Below are 19,455 nucleotides of genomic sequence, written 5' to 3' on the forward strand. Positions count from 1 at the left end.
GGGCTACCGGCCCTTTCCTTCGAAGAAGAAAAAGCCGCTGAATCCTTGCGGGGTAGTTCGCGGTGTCATAACCAAGGTGCCTTTCTCGCTCTTGTTGAGTGCAGAGTGGGCGATTCTAGCCGCTGCCCGCTTCAGCCGCGCGCCTCGAACAGGAGGCTGGAAACGCACTGCCCGACCGGCCCGTCGCGATCGTGCAGCTGCCCGACGGCATAGCCCGTGCCCATCGGGCCCACAAGCGTGAGGGCGTCGACCAGCACCCAGTCGCCGCGCGGCGCCCTCCGCAGGTTGATCGTCAGGTCGGCATTGACGAAACCCAGCCGCGCCGGATGGGCCCATTGCGAGATGCCCGCCACGAGATCGGCCGCCGAGGCCACCTGGGCCAGCGGCGATGCGGCCTCGGCGTCGACCAGCGGCCGGCCCAGGCGCAACCATGCGGCGGCCGGGCCGGGCTCGAGGATCTGCCCGCGCGCCATGCGCACATCCACGCCGGCAAAGAACGGGCTCATGCGGGACGCCGTCACGGGAATGGGCACGCCCTCTTCCGGCGGTGCGAATGTCGCGGCGGCGAAGGCGCCGGCGGCCGGCAGCGCGGGCGTCTGCCCGCTGCGCAGCAGCAAGGCGGTACACCGCAACACCGACTTGCCGTCCTGGAGCATGTCGAACGCCACCGTGCGCGCCTTGGCGCCGTCGCGCAGCAGCGTGAATTCGAGCGTGATCGGTGCCCGGCTTGCCGGGCGCCAGAAATCGAAGCTCAACCGCGCCACCTCGCGGCTGCGGCTCACCTCGTGCGCCTGGAGCGCGCGCACGAGCAAGACAGCAGTCGCGCTGCCCTGCAGGGCATCGGCGGACCACGGGCCGATGGCCGCCTCGGTGGGCACGAAGCGTTCGCCGTCGCTGACGAACACCGGGTCGCCGACGGGCGTCGTCATGGGCTGCGCCTGCACGCTCACGACGCCGCGGCCGCCACGTTCTTGAGGCCCAGCACCTCGATCGGCCCGATCGAGGGCGGTCCGGCGAACAGCTCGGGCGCCTGCGCCATCAGGGCCTGGGCAATCGGGCCGCTCAGGTGCGCCTGGCGACCGGCTTCGTCCTCGAACGCATCGAACACGCCGAAGGTGCTGGGCGACAGCCGCAGCGCAAACCAGATCGGCGTGGTCTTTTCCTCGCGCGCCATGGCCAGGCCGGCCTCGAGGAATTGCTGGACGGCGGCTTCCTTGCCGGGCTTGGCCTCGAGGCGGGCGAACAGTGCGAACTTGATCATGGGACATCTCCTGGGGTGGACAACAACGGCGCACGGGATTGCGCGGCGCTGGCATGGACTCTAGGCAAGCCCCGCCCTCTGGGCCATTGGCTTTTTTGACATCTTTGGTATCGTTATTGCCATGAAACTCGATGTCCTCGCCCTCGACGGCGTGTTCGACTCCGGCCTGGCCACGGTGCTCGATGTCTTCACCACCGCGAACGAACTCGCCGCCATGCTGCAGCTCGACGTGGCACCTTTCGACGTCACCATCGTGGGCACCCGCAAGCGCGTGCGCACCGCCCAGGGCTTCACCGTGCCGGTGACGCACACGCTGGCCGACACCGGCGCCGCCACCGACTGGCTCATCGTCCCGGCGCTCGGCTGCAAGATGCCCGAGACGCTGGAGCCCGCCCTGCAACGCGCCGACGTCCGCGATGCCTGCGCGGCACTGCGCGCGCGCGCCGAAGACGGCGGCTGCATCGCCGCCGCGTGCATCGGCACTTTCGTGCTGGCGGAAGCCGGCGTGCTCGCGGGCCACAAGGCGACCACCACCTGGTGGCTGGCCACCCTCTTCCGGCAGCGCTATCCGGCGGTGCTGCTCGACGATTCGCGCATGCTGGTCAGCTCGGGGCCGCTCGTCACGGCGGGCGCGGCGCTGAGCCACGTCGACATGGCGCTGTGGCTGGTGCGCCAGGCCAGCCCCGAACTCGCGGCGCTGGTCGCGCGCTATCTGATCGTGGACTCGCGCCCCTCGCAGTCGGCCTACGTGATCTCCGACCACCTCTCGCACGCCGACCCGCTGGTGGAGCGCTTCGAACGCTGGGCGCGCGGCCGGCTGGCCGAGGGTTTCTCGCTCGACGAAGCGGCGCAGGCCGCGGGCACCAGCAAGCGCACGCTGGCCCGGCGCATGCAGCAGGTGCTGGGCAAGAGCCCGCTGTCGTACGTGCAGGACCTGCGCGTCGAACGCGCCGTGCACCTGCTCAAGACCAGCAACAAGAGCCTCGAGCAGATCGCGGGCATGGTCGGCTACGCAGACGGCGTCACCTTGCGCACGCTGCTGCGCCAGCGGCTGGGGCGCGGCGTGCGCGAGGTGCGGCTCGAAACCTGAGCCTGGCCCGTCGGGCGCCCACGAAAAAGCCCGGCACGAGGCCGGGCTTTGGGGGGCGACAGCGCAACGCGCCGTCACTCAGCGATCAGCGAAGGCAGCTCAGTGGAACTGTTCTTCTTCGGTCGAACCGGTCAGCGCCTTCACGCTGGACGAGCCGCCCTGGATCACGGTGGTCACGTCGTCGAAGTAGCCGGCGCCGACTTCCTGCTGGTGCGACACGAAGGTGTAGCCCTTGTCGCGTGCGGCGAACTCGGGTTCCTGCACCATGTTCACGTAGTGCTTCATGCCTTCGCCGTTGGCATACGCGTGGGCGAACTGGAAGGTGTTGAACCAGTTGATGTGGATGCCGGCCAGCGTGATGAACTGGTACTTGTAGCCCAGCGCCGAGAGGTCTTCCTGGAACGAGGCGATCTGCTTGTCGTCCAGGTTCTTCTTCCAGTTGAACGACGGCGAGCAGTTGTACGACAGCAGCTTGCCGGGGCAGGCGGCGTGCACGGCTTGCGCGAATTCACGGGCAAAGCCGATGTCCGGCACGCCGGTTTCGCACCACACCAGGTCGGCATACGGTGCGTAGGCGACGCCGCGGCTGATGGCTTGCTCCAGGCCGTTCTTGACGCGGTAGAAGCCTTCTTGCGTGCGCTCGCCCGTCAGGAAAGGCTTGTCGTTGGCGTCGTGGTCCGACGTGATCAGGTTCGCGGCTTCCGCGTCGGTGCGAGCCAGAACGATGGTCGACACGCCCATGACGTCGGCGGCGAAGCGTGCCGAGATCAGCTTCTCGCAGGCTTCCTGCGTCGGCACGAGCACCTTGCCGCCCATGTGGCCGCACTTCTTGACGGCGGCCAACTGGTCTTCGAAGTGCACACCGGCAGCGCCCGACGCGATCATGTTCTTCATCAGTTCGAAAGCGTTCAGCACGCCGCCGAAGCCGGCTTCTGCGTCGGCCACGACCGGCAGGAAGTAGTCGATGAACTCCTTGTCGCCCGGGTTGATGCCGCGGCCCCACTGGATCTCGTCGGCGCGCTTGAAGGTGTTGTTGATGCGACGGACCATCGTCGGCACCGAGTCGTAGGCGTACAGCGACTGGTCGGGGTACATCGTTTCCGAGGTGTTGCCGTCGGCGGCGACTTGCCAGCCCGACAGGTACACGGCTTCGAGGCCAGCCTTGGCTTGCTGCATGGCCTGGCCGGCAGAGATCGCGCCGAAGGCGTTCACGTAGCCCTTCTTGGCACCGCCGTTGATCTTGTCCCAGAGCTTTTCAGCGCCGCGCTTGGCCAGCGTGTGCTCGATGGGGAGCGAACCACGCAGGCGAACCACGTCGGCTGCGCTGTAGCCGCGCTTCACGCCCTTCCAGCGCGGGTTGGTGGCCCAGTCCTTTTCGAGGGCGGCAATTTGCTGTTCGCGGCTCAGTTGTTCGTTCAGGGTCTGGGGCATGGTCACTCCGTGAGGTTGATTGAAGGTTGGCGTTGCGGCCGTGGGGTTACTGTAATCCGATTGCGGACTCTTATGTCTTATAGAAGACATATTTTTGAACCAACAAAATCAACAACTTACAGAGATATTTCTCAATGAGAAATTATTTTTCTCATATCGAGAAAAAATATTGCGGCGCAGCAGTTCGAGTTTTCGCGATGCGGAATCACTCTTTCGGTTGTGAAAACGAACGCGCTTCCGCCGCGATGTCCGCCGCATGCGCGATCCAGTCGCCGCCGTCGATCACGCGACGGCCCGCGATGCGCGTCGGATGGATCTCGTAGACCAGGCAGTCGATCGATTGCGTTCCCACCGCCACGCGCACGCGGCGCCGGATGTACTCGCCCGAATCGTCGTCGGCCACTTCCTCAAGCCGGTCGAGTTCGCGCTCGACCTCCGGCGCGATGCGGTAGACCTCGCCCTTCACACGCCCCGCACCGCCGAGCACCACGCCCGGGTACGCGCCCAGGTCGTACAGCGTGCCCGCGATGACGGCCTCGCCGACGAACACCGGCGCCGGCCGGTAGCGCGCGATGTCGTTGCGCCCGCCGCGCCGCAGCGTGCCGTAGACAAGAACGTGGGGCATCATCGAATCCATCCGATCAACAACCAGCGCCCAGTCTATTGAACCCCGCCGCATCCACCTCCGGCCGCCTCGTGGCCTACGGCTGCCTGGCCTTGAGCATGTCGCTCGTCGGCATCTACGTCGCCCTCTCCAAGCCACTGGTGGCCGCCTTCCCGGTGCTGCTGCTGGCCTGGTTGCGCTTCGGCATCGCGGCGCTCGCCATGCCGCATTGGCTCCAGCCCACGCCCGACGAGCCGCCCATGAGCGCACGCACGCGCGGGCTCGTCTTCCTGGAGTCCTTCCTCGGCAACTTCCTGTTCTCGATCTGCATGCTGTTCGGCGTGAGCCTCACGAGCGCCGTGTCGGCGGGCGTGATCATGGCGTCGATCCCCGCCGTGGTCGCGGTGGCCAGCTGGCTCTTCCTGCGCGAGCGCATCACGGCGCGCATCGGGCTGGCCATTGCCTGCGCGGCGCTGGGCATCGGCCTGCTCGCGTTCACGCCGACGCATGCACCGACCGCCACCGGCAGCGCGGCCGGTGCGCCGTCGATGCCCTGGCTGGGCAACCTGCTCGTGTTCTGCGCGGTGCTCTGCGAGGCCGCCTACGCGGTGATCGGCAAGTCGCTCACCGGCAAGCTGGGGCCCAAGCGCATCGCGTCGCTCATCAACCTGTGGGGCTTCGTGCTGTCGATGCCCTTCGGCATCTGGTTCGCGCTGCAGTTCGACTTCACCGCCGTGCGCTTCGGCACCTGGGCGCTGCTGGTCGCCTACGCACTGGCCGCCAGCATCTGGACCGTGTGGCTGTGGATGACCGGACTTCGCCACGTACCAGCGGCACAAGCGGGTGTCTTCACTGTGCTGCTGCCCGTCAGCGCGGCCCTCGTGGGCGTGCTCGTGCTCGGGGAAAACCTCACTTCGCCGCAGCTGCTTGCCTTCGCGATCGCCCTCGTGGGCGTGGTGCTGGCGACGTGGCCGGGGCGACGAACGTGAACAACGTCCCTTCTCCCCTCTGAAAAAACAACAGCTCCCAATGAAAAAAGCGCTTTTTCCCTTGGAAACGCGTTTTTTCTCATTTAGCATCCGCATTGCCACTGGAGACGCAAGTTTTTCATTGGTGAACGTTCAACCAAAAAAGGAAATCAACCATGGCAACTGCAAAGAAGGCTCCGGCCAAGAAAGCTCCGGCAAAGAAGGCCGCTCCCGCAAAGAAGGCTGCGGCTCCTGCAAAGAAGGCCGCACCGGCCAAGAAGGCAGCGGCGCCCGCCAAGAAGGCTGCTCCTGCAAAGAAGGCTGCACCGGCGAAGAAGGCTCCTGCAAAGAAGGCCGCTCCCGCCAAGAAGCGCACCCCCAACGCTGCGTTCATGAAGGCCCTGACCCCCAGCCCGGCACTGGCCGCTGTGGTCGGTTCGACGCCTCTGCCGCGCACCGCTGTGGTGAGCAAGCTGTGGGACTACATCAAGAAGAACAACCTGCAAGACAAGGCCAACAAGCGCAACATCAACGCCGACGCCAAGCTGAAGGAAATCTTCGGCAAGGCCCAAGTTTCGATGTTCGAACTGGCTGCGCTGATTGGCAAGCACGTCAAGTAAGCGTTCGGGGGCCTCGTGCTCCTGAGTCAAAAAGCCCGCGTTATGCGGGCTTTTTTTTCGCCTGCAGCAAGCCCTCGCCCGCCTCGAAGAAGCGCGCGGGCGTGCAGCCGAAGTGCTTGCGGAAGACCTCGATGAAGGCGCTCACCGAGCTGTAGCCCACCGTCAACGCCACCGCCGTCACCGACTCGCCCAGGCTCAGCAACTCCACCGCCTTCAACAAACGCGCTTGCTGGCGCCACTGCGCGAAGCTCCAACCGGTCTCGGCAGCGAAGCGGCGTGTGAGCGTGCGACGGGCCATGCCGATGCGATCGGCCCAGTCGTCGATGCTGTCGGGCAGCGCCGGTTCGTCTGCCAGCGCACGCGCCATCGCCACCAGCCGTGGGTCCTGCGGCATGGGCAGGTGCAGCGACTCGCGCCCGCCGGCCGCCAACTCGTCGACCAGCACCCCCACCAATCGCGCGCGGCGGGGCTCCAGCAGTGCGTCGGATGACTCCAGCGACATCAGCCGCGCCACCAACTCCCGCACCAGCGGCGTGGCGGCAAAGACATGCGGCCCCTCCGGCAAGGCCTGCGCCACCGACGCATCGATGTGCAGGTGCCATCCCGCCGTGGCCCCGAAGCTCTGCGCGGCATGGGCGCAGCGCGGCGCGATCCAGCCGATCCATCCCGGCGGCTGCACCCAGCGCCCCGCGGGCGTCTCGATGACCTGCAGGCCTTCGCGCAGCGCGAACAGCTGGCCGGTCTCGTGCGCGTGATAGCCCGTGACGCGCGGCGCCTCGTGCGCGTAGCGCCAGAGCGTGGCGGGCGATTCAGCCGCCATGACTGGCCCGCACGCGGTATCGATTGGCCCCGCGCCACAAGCCGGGGACCGCCCCGCTGCCTAGCATCGAAGGCATCTCCACCAAGGAATCCCCATGAAAGCGCAAGACATCATTCCCGACGGACAGGACTTCACCGTCATCGACGGCCACACCGTGCGCAAGGGCTCGGTCGGCGCCTTCCTCGCCAATGCGCGCGTGCTCGAAGACCCGACCGCCACGGCCGACGAACGCCGCGTCGCCCGCGACGACCTCGCGGCGCTGATTCCCACGCTCGACGCGCTCGGCCTGTTCGACGTCTTCGAACTGCGCTCGCCCGCGCTGCGCGACGAGGTGGCCCGCCATCGCGTGACGCTCAGCCCTGCACCTGCTGCTTCGCCGCGCGCGTGATCGACGCCAGCGTGCCGCGCGTGGTGATCACTTCGGGGTCGAGCGGGATCTCGATCAGCGTGCCCGTGTCGGCCGCCAGCGCACGCAGCAGCGCCGCTTCGAACTGCGCCGTCTCGGTGACGCGCTCGGCCGCGTAGCCGTAGGCGCGCACCAGGGCGCAGAAGTCGGGGTTGCGCAGCGCGGTGCCGCTGGTGCGCTCGGGGTACTCGCGCTCCTGGTGCATGCGGATCGTGCCGAACATGCCGTTGTTGAGCAGCACGACGATGCTCTTGCCGCCGTGCTGCGAGGCCGTGGCCAGCTCCTGCCCGTTCATCAGGAAGTCGCCGTCGCCCGCGATGGTGAAGGCCACGCGCCCGGTGGCGATGCTCGCGGCAATGCCCGCCGGCACGCCGTAGCCCATCGCGCCGCTGGTGGGTGCCAGCTGCGTCTTGGCGCCCTTGGCGAGCCCGTGGTAGCGGAAGTAGCGGTGCACCCAGCTCGCGAAGTTGCCGGCGCCGTTGGTGATGGCCGCATCCGCCGGCAGGTGCTTCTGCAGCAGCGCCACCACGGCCGCCATGTCGACCGCGCCGCGCGGCGTCTCGGCCGGCATGCCGGCGAGCGCCTGCGGCTGCAGCCAGGCTTCGTAGTCCGCGTGCAGCTGCTGCGTCCAGGCTTCCCATGGCAGCGAGGGCGGCGCGCTCAGCACCTCGAGGCTGCGCGCCGCGGCGCTCATGCCGGCGTTGATCGCCAGGTCGGCCTGGTAGACGCGGTTCAGCTCCTCGGCGCTCGCATGGATGTGGACCAGCGTCTGCTTCGCCTTCGGCGCTTCGAGCAGCGTGTAGCCGCCCGTCGTCATCTCGCCCAGGCGCGGGCCGATGGCCAGCACCAGGTCGGCATCCTTCACGTGCTGCGCGAGCTTCGGGTTGATCGCGATGCCCACGTCGCCCGCGTACTGCGGGTGGTGGTTGTCGAAGGTGTCCTGGAAGCGGAAGGCGTTCGCGACCGGCAGGCGCCAGTTCTCGGCGAAGCGCTGCAGCGCCTGCGCAGCCTGCGGCGTCCAGCCGCCACCGCCGGCGATCAGCAGCGGGCGCTGCGACTTCAGCAGCAGCTCGCGCAGCGTGCGCAGCGCGCCCGGGTCGCTCCACGGCTGGACCGCCTCCACGCGCGCCAGCGGCCGTGCCGCCGTCTCGGTGCGCAGCATGTCCTCGGGCAGCACCAGCACCACCGGGCCCGGCCGGCCGTTCATCGCGGTGGCGAAGGCGCGCGCGATGTACTCGGGAATGCGGTCGGCGTCATCGATGCGCTCCACGCGCTTGGCGAAACCCTTGGTGCTCGGCCCGAAGAAGCTGGCGTAGTCCACCTCCTGGAAGGCCTCGCGGTCGCGGAAGTCGCTGCCGACGTCGCCCACGAACAGCACCATCGGCGTCGAGTCCTGGAACGCGTTGTGCACGCCGATCGAGGCATTGGTCGCGCCCGGCCCGCGCGTCACAAAGCACACGCCCGGGCGCCCCGTGAGCTTGCCGTGCGCCTCGGCCATGAAGGCCGCGCCGCCCTCCTGCCGGTTCACCACGAAGCGTGCGCGATCGCGGTACGCGTGGAAGCCGTCGAGCACCGCCAGGAAGCTCTCGCCCGGCACGCCGAAGGCGAGTTGCATGCCTTGTTCGACCAGGCACTCGACGATCAGGTGGCCCGCGGGTTGTGATGTACTCATGGAAAGTTCGAACCTCAGTTGCAAATGTCTCCGGCGATTATGTGTGCCTGCCTTCCACGCCTTGTCTTAATTCCCCAATTGGTTAAATTCGCGTCATGAAGGCCCCCAAGGACTCTTTGCCCGAAACGCTCGAGCCGCGCTCGCGCGACGCCGACCGCTCGCAGCTGGCCATCCTCGCGTCGGCGCGCGACGAGTTCGCCGCACGCGGCCTGGCCGGTGCGCGCATGGACAGCATCGCCGAGCGCGCAGGCCTGAACAAGCGCCTCATCTACTACTACTTCGGCAGCAAGGACGACCTGTTCCTGGCCGTGCTGGAGCGCGTGTACGCCGACATCCGCGCCGCCGAGCAGCGCCTGCACCTGGACGAGATCGAGCCCGTCGAGGCGATCCGCCAGCTGGTGTCCTTCACCTGGCACTACTACCTGGAGCATCCCGAGTTCATCACGCTGCTCAATAGCGAGAACCTGCACGGCGCGGCGCACCTGAAGCGCTCCGACCGCATCCAGGAGATGAACTCGCCGCTGGTGCAGCTGCTTGACACCGTGCTGGAGCGCGGCAAGAAGGACAACCTCTTTCGCGCCGGCGTCGACCCGGTGCAGCTGTACATCTCGATCGCCTCGCTGTGCTACTTCTACCTCTCGAACAACCACACGCTGTCGGCCATCTTCGGGCGTGACCTGCGTGCGCCCAAGGCGATGGCGCAACGCCTCTCGCACATGACCGATCTCGTGCTGGGCTACGTCCTGCACTGAGCCTTCGGGCACTGCAGGCGCCCTTTTCCACGCCTCCGGGTTTTCACCAAGCAGCGTCGGTTGACGCTGCGGCGCAGCCGTTCCTACAATTCAATAATTCACCCACTGGTGAATTGATGACTCAAGAACTGCGGCCCGACCGCGCGGAGACAACCTTGAAGCAACTTGCACGCACCACCCTCCTGGCCTCGCTGACCTGCCTGGCCGCCCTGCTGCCGGGCCTGACGGCCGCGCAGAACGGCTACCCCACCAAGCCGATCCGCGTGATCGTTCCCTTCGCCGCCGGCAGCACGACGGACATCATTGCCCGCGCCATCGCCGACAAGATGGGCACCAGCATGGGCCAGGCACTGATCATCGAGAACCGCGGCGGCGCCAGCGGCACCATCGGCCAGCAGGCGGTGGCCACCGCCGCGCCCGACGGCTACACGGTCATGATCCATTCGTCGTCACACACGGTGAGCCCGTCGACCTTCGCCAAGCTGCCCTTCGACACGGTGCACGACTTCGCGGGCGTCACGCCGATCTCGTCGCTGCCCAACGCGCTGGTCATCTCGCCCAGCAAGAACATCAAGACCCTGCCGCAGCTGCTGGCCGCCGCGCGCGCCAAGCCCGGCAGCATGAACTTCGCCTCGGCCGGCCAGGGCAGCGCCACGCACCTGAACGCCGAGAAGTTCAAGATGGCCGCGAAGATCGATGCCACCAACATTCCCTTCAAGGGATCGGGCGAGGCCGTGACGGAAGTGCTGTCGGGTCGCGTCGACTACTACTTCTCGCCCATCGCACCCGTCATCGGCCAGATCAAGGAAGGCCAGCTGCTCGCACTGGCCGTGGGCTCGCCCAAGCGCGCCGCCGCCCTGCCCGACGTGCCCACCACCACCGAGGCCGGCGTGCCCGGCTCCGAGTTCAACTTCTGGATCGGCATGATGGCGCCCGCCAAGACCCCGCGCGACATCGTCAACCGCCTGCACGACGAAGTGGTCAAGGCCCTGGCCACGCCCGAGGTGAAGGAGCGTTTCCTCAAGCTGGGCGCCGATGCCTGGACGCTCAAGCCCGAGCAGTTCGACGCCTACATCAAGGACGAGATCACCAGCAACGCGCAGCTCGTGAAGGCCGCCGGCCTCGCGGTCCAGCAGTAACAGCAGACACGCCGAGGTCTCGCGCCGCGTCGTGCACGCGGGGCAGCCCGGCCTGCCCCCGGCGTTGCCACGCGCCACGCCGATCGAAGCCCCTTTCTCTTTTCCCCTGCATCTCCCCAAGGAACCCACGATGGCCACCCAACGTCTCGGAATCATCATGCACGGCGTCACCGGACGCATGGGCATGAACCAGCACCTGATCCGCTCCATCTGCGCGATCCGCGCGCAAGGCGGCGTCACGCTGTCGAATGGCGACAAGGTCATGCCCGACCCGATCCTCATCGGCCGCAACGCCGAGAAGATGGAAGCACTCGCCAAGGCCCACAACATCCCGCGCTGGGGCACCGACCTCGACCAGGCGCTCGCGAACAAGGACGACACCGTCTTCTTCGACGCCGGCACCACGCAGATGCGCCCCACGCTGCTGGCCAAGGCCATCCGCGCCGGCAAGCACGTGTACTGCGAGAAGCCGATCGCCACCAACCTCAACGAGGCCGTCGAGATCGCCCGCCTGGCCGACGAAGCCGGCAAGGCCACGGGCCTGAAGCACGGCGCCGTGCAGGACAAGCTCTTCCTGCCCGGCCTGCGCAAGCTCGACATGCTGCGCCGCGCGGGCTTTTTCGGCCGCATGCTCAGCGTGCGCCTGGAGTTCGGCTACTGGGTGTTCGAGGGCGACCTGCAGCCCATCCAGCGCCCGAGCTGGAACTACCGCAAGGAAGATGGCGGCGGCATGATCCTGGACATGATGTGCCACTGGCGCTACGTGCTGGACAACCTGTTCGGCGAGGTGAAGTCGGTGTCGTGCATCGGCGCCACGCACATCCCCACGCGCTGGGACGAAGCCGGCAAGCCCTACGAGGCCACCGCCGACGACGCGGCCTACGCCACCTGCGAACTCACGGGCCACAACGGCGAGCCGGTGATCGCGCAACTCAACATGAGCTGGGCCACGCGCGTGCGCCGCGACGACCTCGTGACCTTCCACGTCGACGGCACCGACGGCTCGGCCGTGGCGGGCCTGTCGAGCTGCCGTGCCCAGTCGCGTGTGGCCACGCCGCGCCCGGTGTGGAACCCCGACGAGAAGCAGACCATGAACTTCTTCGACCAGTGGCAGGAAATTCCGGACTCGCAGGTCTACGACAACGGCTTCAAGATCCAGTGGGAACACTTCATTCGCCACGTGGTGGAAGACGCGCCCTACAAGTGGACGCTGCCCGAAGGCGCCAAGGGCGTGCAGCTGGTCGAGGCCGCGCTCGCGTCCTGGCAGGAGCGCCGCTGGATCGACGTGCCCACGCTGAAGGTCTGAGGAAGAAGACAAAGCCATGGCCCTGTCGCTGACCCTTCCCACCGCGAGCGGCGCGCTCGCGCCCTACGCCCTGCGCGGCACCGCGCCGGTGAAGCCCGACGCGGGCGTGAAGTTCAACCGCATCGCCTATTCCGCCGCCCACGTCGTGGCCGACCCGCTCGCGGCCGTCGACCCGTGGCTGCAATGCGCGGTCGATTGGGACACCACCATCGCCTACCGCCGCCACCTGTTCTCGCTGGGCCTGGGCGTGGCCGAGGCGATGGACACCGCGCAGCGCGGCATGGGCCTCGACTGGCCCACCTCGCTCGAGCTGATCCGCCGCTCGCTCGATGCCGCGAAGGACATGCCCGGCGCGCTCGTCGCCTCGGGCTGCGGCACCGACCACCTGAACATCGACGACGTGAAGAGCGTCGACGACGTGATCCGCGGCTACGAAGAACAGATGGCCGCCATCGAGGCGCTCGGCGGCAAGCTGATCGTGATGGCCAGCCGCGCGCTGGCCCGCGTGGCGAAGAGCCCCGCCGACTACGAGCGCGTGTACGACCGCATCCTGCGCCAGGCGAAGCAGCCCGTGGTGCTGCACTGGCTGGGCGACATGTTCGACCCGGCGCTGGCGGGCTACTGGGGCACGAAGGATGTCGATGCGGCGATGGACACCGCCGTGGCCATCATCGCGGCGCATCCAGAGAAGGTCGATGGCATCAAGATTTCCCTGCTCGACAAGGACAAGGAAATCGCGATGCGCCGCCGCCTGCCGAAGGGTGTGCGCATGTACACGGGCGACGACTTCAACTACGCCGAACTGATCGCCGGCGACGACTTCGGCAGCGAGCCGACGCATGGCAAGAGCGATGCGCTGCTGGGCATCTTCGACGCCATCGCGCCTGCGGCCAGTGCCGCGCTCGGCGCACTCGCGCAAGGCAACACCGAGAAGTTCCACGCGATCCTCGGCCCCACGGTGCCGCTGTCGCGCCACATCTTCGCGGCGCCCACGCGCTTCTACAAGACGGGTGTGGTCTTCATGGCCTGGCTCAACGGCCACCAGAAGCACTTCACGATGGTGGGCGGGCAGCAGAGCACGCGCTCGCTGCAGCACTTCGCGGAGCTGTTCCGTCTCGCGGATGCAGCCAACCTGCTGGAGCAGCCGGAACTCGCGGTGCGGCGCATGAAGACGCTGCTGGCGCTGCACGGCGTGGAAGGCTGATGGCGACCATGCGCGATTTCTCGCAGAACCACGACTGGCTGTCGATCAACACGGCGACCATCCGCAAGCAATCGGGCGCCGAGGTGCCGCTGGACCGCCTCATCGACCAGTGCGCCGAACGCGGCATCCGCGCCATCAGTCCATGGCGAGACCAGGTTGCGGCCGTCGGGCTCGACAAGGTGGCCAGGCAGTTGAAGGCGCACGGCATCGGCCTCTCGGGCTACTGCCGGGGCGGCTTCTTTCCGGCGCCCGACGCGGCCGGCCTGAAGGCCGCACTCGACGACAACCGCCGCGCCATCGACGAGGCGAAGACGCTCGATGCGCCTTGCCTCGTGCTCGTGGTCGGCGCCCTGCCCGGCGCGCTCGATGGCAAGGCCGCATACAAGGACATCGCCCGCGCGCGCAGCGAGGTGCGCGACGGCATCGCTGCATCGCTCGACTACGCGCGCGAGGTCGGCATGCCACTGGCCATCGAACCCCTGCACCCGATGCAGGCGGCCGACCGCGCGTGCATCAACACGCTCGAGCATGCGCTCGACCTGTGCGACGAACTCGATGCGGGCAAGACCGGCATGCTCGGCGTGGCGCTCGACATCTATCACGTGTGGTGGGACCCGAAGTTGCAGCAGCAGATCGCCCGCGCCGGCCGCGAACGGCTGCTGGCGTACCACGTCTGCGACTGGCTCACGCCGACGCGCGACCTGCTCTCCGATCGCGGGATGATGGGTGATGGCGTGGTCGAGCTGAAGAATATCCGCGGCTGGGTCGAGGATGCAGGCTTTGCGGGTTTCAGCGAGGTCGAGATCTTCTCGAACCTGGACTGGTGGCAGCGCCCCGGCGCCGAGACGCTCGACGTCTGCATCGAGCGACACCGCAGCGCGGTCTGATCGATCCGGCCGAAGCGAAAGGCAGCCGCTTGTGCTGCAATCCGCCCCATGGCTGACCCGACCCTCGACGACCTGCGCCGCTACGCCGTCGCGCGCACCCTCTTCACGCCGACGACGCTCCCCGCCGCCATCCGCAAGCTCGGCTTCGTGCAGGCCGACCCGATCCGCGCGCCCGCGCGTGCGCAAGACCTCACGCTGCGCCACCGCGTGAAGGACTACCGCGCAGGCGATCTCGAAAGCCGCTACGCGCGGCTCGCGATCGAGGAAGACTGCTTCGTCAACTACGGCTTCCTGCCGCGCGAACACCTGGCGCTGATGCATCCGCGCGAGGCCAAGAAAGCCTGGGACGCCGACACGCGCCGCAAGGCTGCCGACGTGCTGGCCTATGTGCGCGAACACGGGCCGGTGCATCCGCGCCAGGTCGAGCAGCACTTTGCGCACGGCCGCATCCAGAACTACTGGGGCGGTTCCAGCAACGCCACCACGCACCTGCTCGACGGCATGCATTACCGCGGCCTGCTGCGCGTGGTGCGGCGCGACAGCGGCACGCGGGTCTACGAAGCGGTGAGCCATCCGCCCGCCGACGACAGCCCCGCCGGGCGCGCGCAGCGTGCGGCGGCGCTCATCGAACTGGTGGTGCGCAAGTACGCGCCGCTGCCGGCCACGAGCCTGACGTACCTCGTGCGCCTGCTCGGCTATGGCGCGCCGCACCTGGCCGCGCAGACCCAGGCGGCGCTGCGGCTGGCGCGCGAGGAGCTGGCCAGTTGCCGCATCGACGGCACGACGTGGTACTGGCCCGCCGACGAGAACCCCGCCTCGCGCCGCCATGCGCCCGACGATGCGGTGCGACTGCTCGCGCCCTTCGACCCGGTGGTGTGGGACCGCCGCCGCTTCGAGCTGCTGTGGGGCTGGACGTACAAGTTCGAGGCCTACACGCCCGCGCCGAAACGGCAGTTCGGCTACTACGCGCTGCCGATGCTGTGGCACGACCGCGTGATCGGCTGGGCCAACGTGAGTGCGCCCGAAGGCCGCCTCCAGCCGGCCTTCGGTTATGCCGACGCGAAGAAGCCGCACGGCGCGGCCTTCCGCGCGGGCCTCGATGAGGAACTGCACCGCATGACGCAGTTCCTCGCAGGCCGCTGACGCGGCCTTTTATAATCGCGCGCCTCAGCCAGCCGCCCGCGCCCGCCGCGAGCCCGCCAGCCGTCTTCGAAGGAACGAAGACGCAGCAGCCCGAGCGACGACACATCCCGTCGTCGCCCCCGGCCACTGCCCCCACGACGCCGTAGACACACAACACCAGCCGGATGCGCTTTCCTTTCGGAATGCGCCACGGCACGCGCTCGTTCGTTTCCGTTTTTTTCGATCGCACCCGAGAAGCCATGGCGCGCCTGACCGCGCCGCAGCCACTCCCCCGCCCTAGACACATCCGACGCAGGACACAGGAGAAGCTGCACATGACACTCAAGAATCGCCGCCCCGGAACGCCGCGCACGCGGCGGGGCTATGCCACGCTCGCGATCACCGCCGTGGCGCTCGCCGCCAGCGCACATGCCCACGCGCAAGAAACCGCCGCTGCCGAAGCGCGGCAGGCGCTGCCCACCGTGACCGTCTCGGGCGATGCCGGCGAGACCGCCACCGGCCCCGTGACGGGCTTCGTCGCCAGGCGCGGCAGCACCGCCACCAAGACCGACACGCCGCTGATCGAGACGCCGCAGGCCATCTCGGTCGTCACGCGCGACCAGATCGAAGCCCAGGGCGCGCTCACCCTGCGCGAGACCACCAACTACACGGCCGGCGTGGTGTCGAGCTACTTCGACAGCCGCGTGGATTCGTTCAAGGCCCGCGGCGGCGACGCCGTGCAGTACCTCGACGGCCTGCAGCGCACTTACGGCACCTACAACGCCAGCCGGCCCGACCCGTACATGCTGGAGCGCGTGGAGCTGCTGCGCGGCCCCTCGTCGGTGCTGTACGGCCAGGGCGGCATCGGCGGCGTGCTCAACCTCGTGTCGAAGCGTCCGCAGGCCGAGACGCAGCGCGAGGTGCAGCTGCAACTGGGCAACAACGCGCGCAAGCAGATCGCCGCCGATTTCACCGGCTCGCTCGACCCCGAGAGCAAGTGGATGTACCGCCTCGTGGCCGTGAACCGCGACAGCGGCACGCAGGTCGACCACGTGTCGGACGACCGCATCGCGATCGCGCCCTCGCTCACCTGGCGTCCGAACGCCGACACCTCGCTCACGCTGCAGGCGTCCTACCAGAAGGACAAGAGCGGCTCGCTGATCGGCTTCTTCCCGTGGCAGGGCACGCTGCTGCCCTCGCTGTACGGCCGCATCCCGACCTCGACCTTCACCGGCGAGCCGGGCTTCGACCGCTTCGACACGCGCAGCACCTCGCTGGGCTACCTGTTCAGCCACCGCCTCAACGACACCTGGACGGTGCGCCAGAACCTGCGCTCGACCGAGAGCAAGGTCTGGTACAACACCTCGTACACCAGCTTCACGGCCAACCGCCTCACGGGCCGTCCGGCGCGCCCGGTGTTCAACGCCGACCAGCGCACCATCGAGCGCGACCTGAGCAGCGACATCAACGGCGGCAAGATGCTGCTGCTCGACAACCAGGCCGAGGCGCACTTCAAGACCGGCGAGGTCGAGCACACGCTGCTGCTGGGCGCCGACTTCCAGCGCAACACCACCTCCAAACTCTCGGGCCGCGGCCGTGCGGGCGCGCTCGACGTGTACGCGCCGGTGTACGGCAACTACACGGCCCCCACCAGCTACACGCGCGCGCCCGAAGTGGTGCAGAAGCAGGCGGGCCTGTACGTGCAGGACCAGGTCAAGTACGGCCGCTGGATCGGCCTGCTGGGCCTGCGCCACGACAAGGCCACCACCGACACCGAAGGCCGCCCCGCCGCGGCGGCCGACGACAAGGCCACCACCAAGCGCGCCGGGCTGGTCTACCTGGCCGACGGCGGCTGGGCGCCGTACCTGAGCTATGCCGAATCGTTCCTGCCGCTGGGCGGCGTCGACACGTCGAACAACCCCTTCAAGCCCCAGCGCGGCAAGCAGTGGGAAGCCGGCGTGAAGTGGGAGCCCGCGGGCCAGCGCACCTCGTTCATGGCGGCGGTGTACGACCTGCGCGACACCAACCGCAAGACCACCGACCCCACCAACCCGCTCAACAGCGTGCAGCTCGGCGAAGTGCACGTGAAGGGCCTGGAGCTCGAGTACAAGGGCAGCATCGCGCGCGACTGGGACTGGATCGCCTCGTACGCCTACACCGACGCGCGCGTGTCGAAGAGCAACGGCTCCGACCTGGGCAAGCGCATCTCGGGCGTGCCCAAGCACACGGCCTCGGCCTGGGTGACGAAGCGCTTCTCGATCGGCGGCCTGCACGGCTTCTCGGCCGGCGGCGGCGTGCGCTACCTGGGCAAGTCGTACGACGGCATGGACAACAACCCCGTGCCCGCGGTCACGCTGTTCGACGCGATGTTCGCGTGGGACAACGGCCCGCTGCGCCTGGCGCTCAACGTGGCCAACCTGACCGACAAGGTGCAGATCACCACCTGCCTGGCGCGCGGCGACTGCTTCTACGGCCAGCGCCGTACCCTGACCGCGAGCGCCACGTACCGCTTCTGAAGAAAATCCCCGCGCGGGCGAAGGTCTGGCGCGCGGGTGACAACCCCGCGCTGCACGGGGCTTCTAGAATCGCGCCGTCGTCCGGTTCGCCGGACGGCAAGCGTTCTCAGGGCGGGGTGCAATTCCCCACCGGCGGTGATGGCAACGAAAGTTGCACAAGCCCGCGAGCGCCTCGGACCTGCCACAGGTTCGAGGGTCAGCAGATTTCGGTGCGATTCCGAAGCCGACGGTCACAGTCCGGATGAAAGAGAGCGCGAAATGCGGGCATGCCCGCGCGCCTTGCTTTGCTCTTTTTGGGCAAACCGGCGCGCGAGCGGGCCTGTGGTTTCGTGCGCCCTGATTCAGGAAACCTGCTTTCAAGAGGCACACCATGAGTCAGATCAACGACCTTCCCCTTTCTGCCGTCACCGCGTCGGGTTCGCCGCGCGGCCAGCGCATCGCATTCGTCGAGGCGCAATGGCATGCCGACATCGTCCACCAGGCACGCGACGCCTTTCTCGAAGAGATGGCGCGGCTCGGCGTGGCGCGTGAGCTCATCGACATCTTCGATGTGCCCGGCGCCTTCGAGATTCCGCTGCACGCCAAGCGCCTGGCCAACTCGGGCAAGTACGCGGCCATCATCGGCTGCGCGCTGGTGGTGGACGGCGGCATCTACCGCCACGAGTTCGTCGCCAACACCGTCGTCAGCACGCTGATGTCGCTGCAGCTGGAGACCGACGTGCCGATCTTCTCGGCCGTGCTCACGCCGCACCACTTCCACGAGCACGTGGAGCACCGCAAGTACTTCCACCGCCACTTCGCAATCAAGGGCACGGAAGTGGCCGAGGCCTGCTTCAAGACGCTCGAGGCGCTGGACAAGGTCGACGCGCTGCTGGCCGCCTGAGCCGCCTGAGCGGGTTGGCAAGAGGCGCACGCCTGCAGTAACCTGCGCGGATGGCCTCTCCATCCGCCCCGGCGGTCGCAGCAGCAGCAGCCGACCGCTACACCCTCTATGGGGCGCCCGGCTCGGGCGCCACGCCCATCCACGCCGCGCTGACGCTGATCGGCGCGCAGGTCGACACGATCGACATCGCCCCCTGGAAAGGCGAGTCCGAACGCGAGCGGCTGACCGACGTCAACCCGATGCAGCAGGTGCCCGCGCTCGTGCTGCCCTCGGGCGAAGTCATGACCGAGAGCGCGGCCATCCTCATCTGGCTGGGCGACCGCTACCCCGAGGCCGGGCTCTGCCCCGCGCCCGGCGACCCGCGCCGCGCGCAGTACCTGCGCTGGATGGTCTACCTGCCGGCCTCGATCTATTCGATGTTCTGGGTGCGCGACGAGCCGTCGCGTCTCGCGGCCGATGCCGCCGCGCAGGCCGTGGTGCTCGAGCGCACGGCCGCGCGCATCGCGCACTGCTGGCACCTCATGGACGCGCAGATCGACGAACCCGCGCCCTACCTGCTCGGCGACAAGCTCAGCATGCTCGACCTGTACGTGACCGTGGTGTCGCGCTGGACGCCGACCCGCCGGCGCTTCTACCGCGTGGCGCCGCGCATGGCGCGCGTGGTGCGGCGCGTGGACGCCGACCCGCGGCTGGCGGCGTTCTGGGCGGCGCGCTTTCCGTTCTCGATGGATGCGGACGAAGAGACAAGCTGAGGCCCGTTCTTCTCTTCTCATA

General features: G+C 68.1%; 19 protein-coding genes and 1 riboswitch. Of the genes, 13 read left to right on the forward strand and 6 right to left on the reverse strand.

Features of this window, described 5'->3' with window-relative positions; genetic code table 11:
• Window positions 1-131 precede the first annotated feature (131 nt).
• Both AC1RL8_RS06330 and AC1RL8_RS06335 read right to left on the reverse strand, forming a co-directional pair.
• Window positions 132-929, reverse strand: a complete 798-nt coding sequence (locus tag AC1RL8_RS06330; protein ID WP_492684246.1) for a thioesterase family protein — start codon at window positions 927-929, stop codon at window positions 132-134.
• A 17-nt stretch (window positions 930-946) separates the two neighbouring features.
• Window positions 947-1,261, reverse strand: coding sequence for a putative quinol monooxygenase (locus AC1RL8_RS06335; RefSeq protein WP_492684247.1), 315 nt, complete (start codon window positions 1,259-1,261; stop codon window positions 947-949).
• A gap of 121 nt (window positions 1,262-1,382) precedes the next feature.
• Here AC1RL8_RS06335 and AC1RL8_RS06340 point away from each other — a divergent pair, with 121 nt between their 5' ends.
• Window positions 1,383-2,351: a GlxA family transcriptional regulator gene (locus tag AC1RL8_RS06340; protein ID WP_307589126.1), complete on the forward strand. Its 969-nt coding sequence runs from the start codon at window positions 1,383-1,385 to the stop codon at window positions 2,349-2,351.
• A gap of 99 nt (window positions 2,352-2,450) precedes the next feature.
• Here the strand turns inward: AC1RL8_RS06340 and aceA are convergent, their stop codons facing one another.
• Together aceA and AC1RL8_RS06350 are read right to left on the reverse strand one after the other, a co-directional pair.
• Window positions 2,451-3,782, reverse strand: a complete 1,332-nt coding sequence (gene aceA / locus AC1RL8_RS06345; protein WP_492684248.1) for an isocitrate lyase — start codon at window positions 3,780-3,782, stop codon at window positions 2,451-2,453.
• Between the two features lie 205 nt (window positions 3,783-3,987).
• Window positions 3,988-4,410, reverse strand: coding sequence for a gamma-glutamylcyclotransferase family protein (locus AC1RL8_RS06350; RefSeq protein ID WP_492684249.1), 423 nt, complete (start codon window positions 4,408-4,410; stop codon window positions 3,988-3,990).
• 35 nt (window positions 4,411-4,445) lie between these two features.
• On the opposite strand from AC1RL8_RS06350, the gene AC1RL8_RS06355 reads away from it, so the two are divergent.
• Both AC1RL8_RS06355 and AC1RL8_RS06360 read left to right on the forward strand, forming a co-directional pair.
• Window positions 4,446-5,375, forward strand: coding sequence for a DMT family transporter (locus AC1RL8_RS06355; RefSeq protein ID WP_492684250.1), 930 nt, complete (start codon window positions 4,446-4,448; stop codon window positions 5,373-5,375).
• Window positions 5,376-5,530: 155 nt separating this feature from the next.
• Window positions 5,531-5,974, forward strand: coding sequence for an SWIB/MDM2 domain-containing protein (locus AC1RL8_RS06360; protein ID WP_062473465.1), 444 nt, complete (start codon window positions 5,531-5,533; stop codon window positions 5,972-5,974).
• Window positions 5,975-6,014: 40 nt separating this feature from the next.
• Here the strand turns inward: AC1RL8_RS06360 and AC1RL8_RS06365 are convergent, their stop codons facing one another.
• The gene (locus AC1RL8_RS06365) at window positions 6,015-6,794 is read right to left on the reverse strand and encodes a helix-turn-helix domain-containing protein (RefSeq protein WP_492684251.1); all 780 of its coding nucleotides are present in this window, start codon (window positions 6,792-6,794) and stop codon (window positions 6,015-6,017) included.
• Window positions 6,795-6,888: 94 nt separating this feature from the next.
• Between AC1RL8_RS06365 and AC1RL8_RS06370 the strand changes: the two genes are divergently transcribed.
• Window positions 6,889-7,182, forward strand: coding sequence for a hypothetical protein (locus AC1RL8_RS06370; protein WP_492684252.1), 294 nt, complete (start codon window positions 6,889-6,891; stop codon window positions 7,180-7,182).
• Here the strand turns inward: AC1RL8_RS06370 and AC1RL8_RS06375 are convergent.
• A complete protein-coding gene (locus tag AC1RL8_RS06375) occupies window positions 7,148-8,872 on the reverse strand; it encodes a thiamine pyrophosphate-binding protein (RefSeq protein ID WP_492684253.1) in 1,725 nt (574 codons plus the stop codon). The genes AC1RL8_RS06370 and AC1RL8_RS06375 overlap by 35 nt on opposite strands.
• A 95-nt stretch (window positions 8,873-8,967) precedes the next feature.
• Here AC1RL8_RS06375 and AC1RL8_RS06380 point away from each other — a divergent pair, with 95 nt between their 5' ends.
• The 9 genes from AC1RL8_RS06380 (at window position 8,968) to AC1RL8_RS06420 (ending at window position 19,433) form a co-directional block, all read left to right on the forward strand.
• Window positions 8,968-9,624, forward strand: coding sequence for a TetR/AcrR family transcriptional regulator (locus AC1RL8_RS06380; RefSeq protein ID WP_095946946.1), 657 nt, complete (start codon window positions 8,968-8,970; stop codon window positions 9,622-9,624).
• 155 nt (window positions 9,625-9,779) lie between these two features.
• The gene (locus AC1RL8_RS06385) at window positions 9,780-10,763 is read left to right on the forward strand and encodes a tripartite tricarboxylate transporter substrate binding protein (protein ID WP_492684254.1); all 984 of its coding nucleotides are present in this window, start codon (window positions 9,780-9,782) and stop codon (window positions 10,761-10,763) included.
• 130 nt (window positions 10,764-10,893) lie between these two features.
• Window positions 10,894-12,069, forward strand: a complete 1,176-nt coding sequence (locus tag AC1RL8_RS06390; protein ID WP_369629435.1) for a Gfo/Idh/MocA family protein — start codon at window positions 10,894-10,896, stop codon at window positions 12,067-12,069.
• A 16-nt stretch (window positions 12,070-12,085) separates the two neighbouring features.
• On the forward strand, window positions 12,086-13,273 hold the full coding sequence (locus AC1RL8_RS06395; RefSeq protein ID WP_492684255.1) for a dihydrodipicolinate synthase family protein: 1,188 nt from the start codon (window positions 12,086-12,088) through the stop codon (window positions 13,271-13,273).
• An 8-nt stretch (window positions 13,274-13,281) separates the two neighbouring features.
• A complete protein-coding gene (locus AC1RL8_RS06400) occupies window positions 13,282-14,160 on the forward strand; it encodes a sugar phosphate isomerase/epimerase family protein (protein ID WP_492684861.1) in 879 nt (292 codons plus the stop codon).
• A 48-nt stretch (window positions 14,161-14,208) separates the two neighbouring features.
• Window positions 14,209-15,303 (forward strand): DNA glycosylase AlkZ-like family protein, encoded by a 1,095-nt coding sequence (locus AC1RL8_RS06405; RefSeq protein ID WP_492684256.1) that lies wholly within the window; start codon window positions 14,209-14,211, stop codon window positions 15,301-15,303.
• A 314-nt stretch (window positions 15,304-15,617) separates the two neighbouring features.
• Window positions 15,618-17,798, forward strand: coding sequence for a TonB-dependent siderophore receptor (locus tag AC1RL8_RS06410; RefSeq protein ID WP_492684257.1), 2,181 nt, complete (start codon window positions 15,618-15,620; stop codon window positions 17,796-17,798).
• 98 nt (window positions 17,799-17,896) lie between these two features.
• Window positions 17,897-18,055, forward strand: a riboswitch (FMN riboswitch).
• Between the two features lie 113 nt (window positions 18,056-18,168).
• Entirely contained in the window at window positions 18,169-18,681 is a 513-nt protein-coding gene (locus AC1RL8_RS06415) for a 6,7-dimethyl-8-ribityllumazine synthase (protein WP_492684258.1), read from the forward strand.
• 50 nt (window positions 18,682-18,731) lie between these two features.
• Window positions 18,732-19,433, forward strand: a complete 702-nt coding sequence (locus AC1RL8_RS06420) for a glutathione S-transferase family protein (RefSeq protein WP_492684259.1) — start codon at window positions 18,732-18,734, stop codon at window positions 19,431-19,433.
• The last annotated feature ends 22 nt before the right edge of the window (window positions 19,434-19,455 follow it).

This window comes from Variovorax sp. GW822-FHT04E09 (assembly GCF_058800845.1).